Source organism: Galactobacter sp. (assembly GCF_022712295.1).
Taxonomy (GTDB): domain Bacteria; phylum Actinomycetota; class Actinomycetes; order Actinomycetales; family Micrococcaceae; genus Galactobacter.
This window is the reverse complement of sequence record NZ_JALAGT010000185.1, coordinates 1-9690: the sequence shown is the minus strand read 5'-3', so window position 1 is coordinate 9690 and position 9690 is coordinate 1. Positions and strand designations below refer to the sequence as shown.

5 protein-coding genes are annotated in these 9690 nt (G+C 66.3%); 3 read left to right on the top strand and 2 right to left on the bottom strand.

The genetic code is table 11. The features are described from left to right. The first annotated feature begins 223 nt into the window (after positions 1 to 223). Together Q0A15_RS13430 and Q0A15_RS13425 are read left to right on the top strand one after the other, a co-directional pair. A complete protein-coding gene (locus tag Q0A15_RS13430; RefSeq protein WP_291280034.1) occupies positions 224 to 5065 on the top strand; it encodes an NAD-glutamate dehydrogenase in 4842 nt (1613 codons plus the stop codon). A gap of 12 nt (positions 5066 to 5077) precedes the next feature. Then, positions 5078 to 6535, top strand: coding sequence for a sensor histidine kinase (locus tag Q0A15_RS13425; protein WP_291280033.1), 1458 nt, complete (start codon positions 5078 to 5080; stop codon positions 6533 to 6535). Positions 6536 to 6621: 86 nt separating this feature from the next. On the opposite strand, the gene Q0A15_RS13420 is transcribed toward Q0A15_RS13425, so the two are convergent. Next, the gene (locus Q0A15_RS13420; RefSeq protein WP_291280032.1) at positions 6622 to 7947 is read right to left on the bottom strand and encodes a LysM peptidoglycan-binding domain-containing protein; all 1326 of its coding nucleotides are present in this window, start codon (positions 7945 to 7947) and stop codon (positions 6622 to 6624) included. A gap of 251 nt (positions 7948 to 8198) precedes the next feature. Between Q0A15_RS13420 and Q0A15_RS13415 the strand changes: the two genes are divergently transcribed. After that, positions 8199 to 8570 carry an Rv2175c family DNA-binding protein gene (locus tag Q0A15_RS13415; protein ID WP_291280031.1) on the top strand — a complete coding sequence of 124 codons (372 nt, stop codon included), beginning with the start codon at positions 8199 to 8201 and terminating at the stop codon, positions 8568 to 8570. A 36-nt stretch (positions 8571 to 8606) separates the two neighbouring features. On the opposite strand, the gene Q0A15_RS13410 is transcribed toward Q0A15_RS13415, so the two are convergent. Continuing rightward, the coding region (locus Q0A15_RS13410; RefSeq protein ID WP_367273398.1) for a polyprenyl synthetase family protein at positions 8607 to 9690 on the bottom strand (1084 nt) is incomplete at its 5' end.

Sequence of the window (9690 nt, the reverse complement as noted above, 5' to 3'; positions counted from 1 at the left end):
CTCCGGAAAGGGATCGCTGCCCTCGTACTCGGTGCGCCTGAACCCTCCACTGCGTCGGCCCCGGACTTGGGCAGGGGGCGTCCGTCGGAAGGCAGTGGGCGACGGAAACGCACTCGCGGTCGGTCGGCCGGAGCGGGGGCCGGATTTCGGGGCTAGGCTGGACATGTCATGTCAGGCAACGACGCCTCGTGACTGAAGGTATTTGTTCCCTATGGAGGACCACGTGATCGTGCCTGGCCAAGGCCTGCCCAACCCGTCCGAGTCGTTCCAGGTCAATGACGACCTACTTGGAAATTACTACCGCCACCTGGATGAGCAGGACAGATCCAGATATACGGACGAGGACCTACTGGCCAGGGTGAATGCCCACGTCAGGGTGGGTGGACGTCGCAGTGCGGAAACCTCGAATGTGGTCGTGGAACCCAGCGCCACCGCAACCTTGGTGTACGTGGTCACGGATGACAAGCCGTTCCTCGTGGACTCGGTGACCAACGCCGTGCTGCGCCGAGCGCCGCGGCTCCGCCTGGTCATGCACCCCACGTTCGTGGCCCACCGCTCGGACGGTTCGGATGAGCTCACCGCCTTGTTGCCTGTTCCTGCCGCATCGCCGCTCTCCAGCGGGGACACCGCGGCCCTGCCTTCCCTGAGCGTGCTCAACACGCCGACCGGCGAACACGCCAGGATCGAATCCTGGATGTGCTTGGAACTCGATCAGCCCTTGGACGACGACGCCGCCGCGACCCTGCGGAAGACCCTGGTCTCGGTCCTGGACGACGTCAGCAGCGCCGTTGCGGATTGGCAGCCCATGCGCGACGCAGCGTTGAAGGCCGCAGACGACCTCGCCGCCGGCGTCCCCAGCCTCCCCTCGTCGGAGACCGACGAAGCCGCAGCGATGCTGCGGTGGTTGGACGAGGACCATTTCACGTTCCTCGGCTACCGTGAGTATCTTCTGGAGGATCGTGGCGATGTGGACGTCCTGGTGCCTGTGGACGCCTCCGGCCTCGGCCTCATGCGGCGAGCCGCAGGGACCGCCCGCGAGCTGACGGGCGTGAGGGGCCAACGGGCCCGGGAACCGCGGACCTTGGTTCTCACCACGGCGAACCGTCGCTCCACCGTTCACCGCGACCAGTACCTGGACTACGTGGGAGTCAAGACGTTCGACCCCTCCGGCGCGGTGATCGGAGAGCGCCGCTTCATCGGCCTGTTCTCCTCCTCTGCCGTGTCAGACCCGGTGCGTTCCGTTCCGGTGGTGCGTCGTAAGGTGGACCACGTCCTGGCCAGAGCCGGGTTCGCGCTGGACTCCCATTCCGGCAAGGACCTGCTGGCGATCCTCGAGTCCTTCCCTCGAGAGGAACTGTTCCAGACGGATCCGGAGACGCTCGCCTCCACCGTGGACGGCATCATGCTCCTGCAGGACCGGCGTGCCACGCGCGTGTTCCTGCGCGGGGACACATACGGCCGATTCGTTTCTGCGCTGGTCTTCGTCCCGAGGGACCGTTGGTCCACTCGGGTGCGTTTGCGGGTCGAGCAGGAGCTCTCCTCCACGTTCGATGCGGTGTCGATGGACTTCGATCTGCGGATGGGGGACAGCGCGCTGGTCCGCGCGTACTACCGGATCCGGCTTCACGACGGTGCGGCTGCCGGCGACGTGGATCAGGCCGGGCTGCAGACCCGCCTGGCGCGGGCAGTGCGTTCGTGGAGCGAAGGGATGGAGGAGGCCTTCACCTCCTCCTTCGGCGCAGAAGCCGCTGTAGGACTGGCCCGGCGATGGGCGGAGGCCTTCCCTCCCGCCTACCGTGTTGTCTACGAGGTCGAGGACGCACTGGAGGATGTTGCCCGTTTCGGCGCCCTGGACACGGAAGGCACAGAAGGTATCGACCTGCGCATCACCCCGACACCGGGAACGGCTGATGCCGAGGGTGTGGGGGAGGCAGGGCTGAAGCTCTACCTGCGTGAGGCTCAACCGCTGAGTTCCATCCTGCCGGTCCTTTCAGCCCTGGGACTGGAGGTCAGCGAGGAACACCCCTACACGGTGACCCCGGACGGGGCCGAACCCTTCTACCTCTATGACCTCACGGTGCAGGTGCCTGCCGAAGTGGACGTGGAGGCCGTGGAAGCCGGCGTGCGCGAAGCCTACCGTGCGGTGTCTGCAGGTCGGGCCGAGTCCGATGCCCTCCAGCACCTGGTCACCACCCAGGGACTGGCCTGGCGTGAGGTCACCATGGTGCGGGCGTATGTGAAGTACCTGCGGCAGCTGGGAGTGGCCACCACCGTCAGCTTCGTGGCCAGGACACTGGGCCGCTACCCGGAGGTCACTGCGGCCCTGCTCGAGCGTTTCCACGCGGGCTTCGATCCTTCACGAGGCGATGCCCCGGAGGCACGCGAGCAGGAAGTGGAACGCGCCAAGGAAGCGGTGCTGCGTTCCCTCGACCAGGTCGCGACCCTGGACGCCGATCGGCTGCTTCGTCGACTGCTGGCCCTGATGGACGCCACACTGCGTACCAACTACTACCTGCACGGCTCCCGCTTGGCATTCAAGTTCTCCACCCGGGACATCGACGACGCGCCGCTCCCGCGACCCAAGTACGAGATCTGGGTGTACTCCCCGCAGGTCGAAGGAGTCCACCTGCGCTTCGGCGACGTGGCCCGTGGCGGCCTGCGGTGGTCGGATCGAGGTGAGGACTTCCGGACCGAGATCCTGGGGCTGGTGAAGGCCCAGACCGTCAAGAACGCCGTCATCGTGCCCACCGGAGCCAAGGGCGGTTTCTACGCCAAACGGCTCCCCGACCCCGGCAAGGACCGTGAGGCGTGGATGGCAGAGGGACGCAGCGCTTACACGGAGTTCATCTCGGCGCTGCTCGACGTCACCGACAACCTGCACCACGAGGCAGACGGTTCCGAGGTCGTGGTGCCCCCCGCCTCGGTGGTGCGTCACGATGGGGACGACACCTATCTGGTGGTCGCAGCGGACAAGGGAACGGCCTCGTTCTCGGACCTCGCCAACTCCATTGCGGCCCAACGCGGCTTCTGGCTCGGGGATGCCTTCGCCTCCGGCGGTTCGGTCGGTTACGACCACAAGGCCATGGGAATCACGGCGCGCGGCGCCTGGAAGTCCGTGGAGAGGCACTTCGCCGAACTCGACGTGGATGTGGCCCAAGAAGAGTTCACCATGGTCGGCATCGGGGACATGTCGGGAGACGTGTTCGGTAACGGACTGCTGCGAACTCCCTACGCCAAGCTGGTAGCCGCCTTCGACCACCGGCACATCTTCGTGGATCCTGACCCGGACCCTGCCTCCTCCTTCAAGGAACGGAAGCGGCTGTTCGAACTCCCCAGGTCCAGCTGGGACGACTACGATCGCTCGCTGATCAGCGACGGTGGCGGGGTGTTCCCCCGCACCGCCAAGTCGGTTCCCGTCTCCGCCCAGATGCGTCAGGCCCTCGGGCTCCCGGCAGCCGTGGACAAGCTCTCACCGCCGGACCTCATCCAGGCGGTGCTGCGGGCTGACGTGGATCTGCTCTACAACGGTGGCGTGGGCACCTACGTCAAGGCGACCGAGGAGAGCGACGCCGAGGTCGGGGACCGCTCCAACGACCAGATCCGCGTCAACGGCGGCGAACTTCGGGTGCGCGTCATCGGAGAAGGCGGCAACCTGGGGATGACCCAGCGAGGTCGCATCGAGGCTGCGCAGGCGGGGATCCTCGTCAATACCGACGCCATCGACAACTCGGCAGGCGTGGACTGTTCCGACCATGAGGTCAACATCAAGATCCTCGTGGACGCACTGGTGCGCTCCGGGACGCTGGCCGCAGACGACCGGGCCCAGCTGTTGCACTCGTACACGGACGCCGTGGGAGACCTGGTTCTCGAGGACAACTTCGCTCAGAACGTCCTGCTGGTCAACGAACGTCAAGAACCGGAGAAGTTGCTGCCTGCTCAGGAACGACTCCTGGACTTCCTCGAACGTGCAGCCGACCTGGACCGCGAGCTGGAGTTCCTGCCCTCCACCACGGAGTTGGAGCGCCGGCGCCTCAACGGCACTGGATTGTCAGGGCCGGAATGGTCCGTGGTGGTGGCTTACGCCAAGATCCAGCTCGCTGATGCGCTCGCCGCCTCCGACCTGCCGCAGGAGCAGGCCACAGCGCCGATCCTGGACGCGTACTTCCCGGCCGAACTCGTGGCCGCCTACCCCGATGCGCCGGCGGCGCACCCGTTGCGCAACGAGATCATCGCCACACAGGTGGCCAACCGCATGGTCAACGTGGGTGGATCCACGTTCACGTTCTCCATCATGGAGGAACTGGGGGTCTCCGAAGCGGACGTGGCCAAGGCCTTCCTGGCGGTGACGAGGATCTTCCGGATGGACCAGCTGCTGACCCAGCTCCACGCCCTGCCTGCATCCTTCCCGAACGAACAGTGGGCCCGGGTCCATCGCGACCAGCGCAGGCTGCTGGAACGGGCCACCCGTTGGTATCTGGAGCACGTCGACGTGACGGCACCGGTGGACCAGATGGTGGCCCGCTACGAGGAACCACTTCAGACCCTGGTGGCTCGGTTGCCCGAGTTCGTGACCGGCACGGACGCGGAACGCGAGCAGGAGTGGGTCAAGACCTCCATCGGTTGGGGCCTGACGGAGCACGCGGCTCGCGTCTGGGCAACGCAGTACGAGTCGTTTGCGTTGCTGGACGTCGTCCGGATCTCTCACGAGTACGGGTGGGATCCGGCGCAGGTGGCCGGGGTGTACTTCGCCGTGTACTCACGGTTCGGCGTGGATATGCTGCTCGAGCACATCTCGTCACTGCCGCGGTTGGACCGCTGGCAGACCTTGGCGCGTGCGGCATTGCGTGAGGACCTGTACTCCACCACAGCAGAGATCACTGCCGCGGTCGTCTCGGAGACGGAAGGCGACGAACCCGAAGCGCGTCTGCAGGCCTGGAGCGATGCACAACAGGATAAATTGAGGAGGGTGTCCGCCACCTTCGACGAGGTGTTGGACGCGACGCAGCTGGACATGGCCGCGTTGTCCGTGGCGATGCGTCTGCTTCGCTCGATCGTGAGAAGGTGATCGGTACTCACTATGGGACTCTTCGATGCTGTGCGGGAGCCGGCCGGCCTGAGCGCCGAGGACGAGGAATGGTTGCACCTGCTGGTTGGTGATTGGCAACTGGTCTCCGACCTGGCCTTCGCCGACATCGTGCTGTGGCTGCCAGGCGCCTCCGGCGCCCTCACGGCGGTGGCCCACGCCAGGCCGTCGACCACGCACACGGTCTTCCACACCGATTTCGTGGGGGAGCGCATGCGCAAGGGTCTGCGGGTCCTGGCCCAGCGGGCCATGGACGCCGGGGAACCTGTACGCGCTTCCGAGGACCACTTCACCCCGGACCACGCGATCCGGGTGGAAGCGGTTCCCGCAGTCAAGGACGGACGCACCGTTGCGGTGCTGACCGTGCACGCCGACGTGTCGCGAGCGCGGATGTCCTCACGGCTGGAACAGATCTACCGATCCAGCGCCAGCGACCTGTTGGTGATGGTTTCACAAGGTCTGTGGCCGGACTTCGCGGCGCCCACCGGAGGTCGGCGAGGGGCCCCACGTGTGGGCGACGGGTTGATCAGGTTGGACGCCGACGGGGTGGTGGTCTATGCCAGCCCCAACGGCGTCTCCGCCTTCCGCAGGCTGGGTGGTGTGGATTCCTTGGACGGGCGAAAACTCACCGATGTCGCCGAGGCCTCCGACCTGCAATTGCGGATCGCGGACGAGGCGCTTCCTCTGGTGCTCGCGGGGCGCATGCCGTGGAGGGCGGAGATCGAGGCCAAGGGTGTCGGACTGAACCTGCGGGCCATCCCCTTGCGGGACAGGGTCAGGCGATACGGAGCGTTGGTGCTGGTCCGGGACGTCACCGAACTGCGCAGACGCGAGCAGGAATTGGTCTCCAAGGACGCCACCATCCGCGAGATCCACCACCGGGTGAAGAACAACCTGCAAACCGTCGCCGCGCTTCTGCGGATGCAGGCAAGGCGGATGCACTCCGAGGAGGGCAAGGCCGGTCTGGAAGCCGCGATGCACCGGGTGCAGGTCATAGCTCAGGTCCACGAATCGCTGTCGCAGGGGCTCACCCAGTCCGTCCCGTTCGACGACCTCGTGGACCGGCAGGTGCGGATGGCCGCTGAGCTGGCCTCGCCCGGGTTCCATGTGCGCACGCGACGGGTGGGGAGCTTCGGAGACCTGCCCTCGGAGATGGCCACGCCGTTCTCGCTGGTGCTCAACGAACTGGTCGCCAATGCGGTGGAACACGGTCTGGCCGATCGCGACGGCACCGTGGTGGTCCGCGTCGTCAGGGTGCAGCAGCTCGTGGGGGAGCGGCTCCTGGTCGACGTGGAGGACGACGGAGCGGGACTGGGAGGCGTTTCCCCCGGCAGCGGCCTCGGGACCCAGATCGTCCGAACGCTGGTCACGGCCGACCTCTCCGGCTCCATCCGGTGGGAGGACCGCTCCGAGGGCGGAACCCGTGTGCATCTGGACGTGCCGCTGAGTTGAGCTGAGTTGAGCTGAGGCGGCAACGAACGCAAGGGTGCCCCGACCGTAGAGGTCGGGGCACCCTTGCCTTGCGGTGAACCGAGAGATCAGAGGTAGGACTTGACCTTGCGGATGTAGTCCTTCGTGTCCGGCTTCGCACCGTTGCGGATGCCGCCGAGCCCCTGGTAGTACGCCCCGATCCCTTGGTCGCGCGAGCTGGCATTGCGCTGAAGGTACCGGATGTAGGCGACCCCGGCCGTCACGTTGTCGTAGGGATCCAACGGGTCCAGCTTGCGGCCGATGGTCTGCCCCATCCACTCGGCGGTGGAAGGCAGGACCTGCATGACGCCCACCGCGTTGGCCGGAGACACCGCACGAGCGTTCAGCCCGGACTCGACCTTGGCGTGTGCCACGGCGAGGTTCGGGTCGACGCCGTACTTCGTGGCGGTGGAGCGGATGATGGATTCCATCTGTGCTGCGCTGGGCACCGAACGCGACTGCAGCGTGGCGTGGGAGGCATTCGCGTTGCGGTGTGTCTCGGCCGAGTAGGTGTAGTGCAGGAACGTGTTGGGCACAGCGTCCTTGGTGCTGGTGGACGAGGTGCGCTGGAACTTGGTGGAACTCGACCCAGGGATTCTCAGGGTGCGGCCCTGGTAGATCACCGATGAGCTGGAGATGCCGTTGGCGGAGGCCAGCGCGGACACGCTCACCCCGTGCTTGTGGGCGATCCCGCTCAGGGTGTCCCCTGACTTGATCTTGTACTTCTTCGACGCGGACGTGGCTCCAGAGGACGTGGTGGTCCTCTTGCCGGCTGATGTCGCGGTCTTCTTGCCTGCGGACGACGTGGCCGTCTTGGCGCTGCCCGGCAGCGCGATGCGCTGTCCCGGGTAGATGATGCTGGAGGCCTTGAGCCCGGAGGAGGAGAGCAACGCGCTGAGACTCACGCCGTTGGCATGCGCGATCCCGGAGAGCGTGTCACCGGAGCGAACGGTGTGCCGCGCGGACGACGGGGACGTCCCTCCCACCTTCGGCTTGCTGCCTGGCTTGCTCGTGGTGGGGGCTGCAGACTTCTTGGCCGTCCCCCGAATGACCAAGCGATCGCCAGGATGGATGAGATCGGTGGATCTGAGGCCGTTGAGGCGCAGTACATCCGCGACCGTGACGCCGTGCTTCTGGGCCAATTTCCAGACGGAGTCCCCCCGACGGACCGTGACGGTGGAGGTCTGCTTCTTCGCCGCGACGACCTGCGCCTGGATCTGGACCTTGGCGTCGAGGAGGTTTCGGTGCGTTGGGGCCTTGCCCAGAGGGGTGTTGGTCTGGGTTGCCGCCTGGGCGGGACCGGCTCCTAGGCCGGCCAAGGTGATGGCGGGGATTGCTGCGGTGACGATGGCCCCAGTGAGGGGCGCCCGGAGGGGGCGACGGCTGACAGGCATGCTTCGACGTCCTGATTCGTGGATGAGTGATCGCCGGTCGACAACGACGGAGGGGCAGCTCCGCTCACGTGACTGATGTGAATCATGTGAATGCTGTGACTGGTGATGCGTTTGTGACTTCTGTGAATGTACACGAGATCAGGATGTGATGAAACCGTCGCCGAACTCCGGCGATTCGTGCCGGCATGGGGTGGCCTTGAATCATCCGCTGATCACCGACGTGTCACGACACCTGATCCAGATGTGGGATCATGGCCAACGTGACTGACACAACTGAACTCGATGCCCTGGTGGAGCACTGGCTCACCGTCCCGGATCTGGTGGAGGTGCTTGACGTCGACCTGCGTCACGTGCGCAAGCTCCTCGACACCCGCGCGTTGGTCGCGGTTCGCCGAGGGGAACGCAATGTCGTCTCCGTACCGGCAGACTTCGTTCAAGACAGGAAAGTCGTCGAGTCACTGGCAGGAACCGTGACGGTTCTCTCTGATGCCGGCTACAACGATGCAGAGCTCATCGGTTGGCTCTTCACCCCGGATGAGACCCTGCCCGGCACTCCGATCGAAGCACTGCGCACCGGCCGGAAGACCGAGATCAGGCGGAGAGCTCAGGCACTGGCCTGGTGAGCAGCGGGGCCTTGGCCCGGTGAACAGCGCTCGAGGTCAGAGTCGCCGGCGCACCGCGGCGGTGCCGGCCTCGCGCAGTCCTTGCGCCGCGTCGTCGGGCAGTCCCGCTGCCTCCAGAGCGGAGAAGGCGCGCTCGACGTGATCGTCGATCAGGGCCTCATGCGCCGCGAAGGCGCCGCATGAGCGCATGATCTCCCTGACGTGCTCCACCTGCTCCGGGTCGAGATCGGGATTGCCCAAAGCGGCGTTCAACGTGTCCGCTCCGGCCCGATCGGTGCGTTGCAGGGTGAGCGCTACGAGTGCGGTGCGCTTCCCCTCGCGGAGGTCGTCACCGGCCGGTTTGCCGGTGGTCCGAGGGTCGCCGAAAACGCCCAGCTCGTCGTCACGCAGCTGGAACGCAATGCCGAGAGGCAGCGCAATAGCCGAGAGTCGGGACAGGAGTTCGGTGTCCGCTCCGGCGTGGGCGGCCCCGATCAGGACCGGGTTCTCCACCGAATACTTGGCCGACTTGAACTCCACCACGCGCAGCGCGGCACTCAGCGCGTCCTGCGGGTTCCTGGCCGGGCCGCACTGCTCTTCGAGGACATCCAGGTATTGGCCCACCATCACCTGCGTCCGCATGGCATCGAAGATCTCCTGAGCTCGCTGCGAATCCGTGGCCGCTCGGAAAAGCTGCTCGGAGAGCGACAGCGCCAGATCGCCGGCCAGGAGTGCGGCGGCGATGCCGAACTCGGCGGGGTCCAAGGCGTACCCGGCCTCGCGGTGCTGCGCCTCGAAACGCCGGTGCACGCTGGGGCCTCCCCTCCGGGTGTCGGAGCGGTCGATCAGGTCATCGTGGATCAGAGCCGCAGCCTGGAACAGTTCCAGCGCTGCACCCAGTCGGGCCAAGGGCTCGGGCTGCAGTCGCGTTGCGACACAGCGGGCGCCCCAGTACGCGAACAACGGCCGCAGGCGTTTGCCGCCCGAGCTCAGCTCGGTGATCCTCTCCATCATGCTCACGGCATCGGGGGAGATCTGCTGTACGCGACCGCTCTGGTCGGCGAGGAAACGAGAGAGCTCGGTCGTCACCGACGCGGTGAACTCGATCGGGGAGGGTGGGGCACAGGACTCGGGCACCCGT

What these genes read in the sequence shown, in the direction of transcription:
- Q0A15_RS13425 (WP_291280033.1), top strand. Translation starts at nt 5,078, where the DNA reads ATGGGACTCTTCGATGCTGTGCGGGAGCCGGCCGGCCTGAGCGCCGAG.
- Q0A15_RS13420 (WP_291280032.1), bottom strand. Translation starts at nt 7,947, where the DNA reads ATGCCTGTCAGCCGTCGCCCCCTCCGGGCGCCCCTCACTGGGGCCATC.
- Q0A15_RS13415 (WP_291280031.1), top strand. Translation starts at nt 8,199, where the DNA reads ATGGCCAACGTGACTGACACAACTGAACTCGATGCCCTGGTGGAGCAC.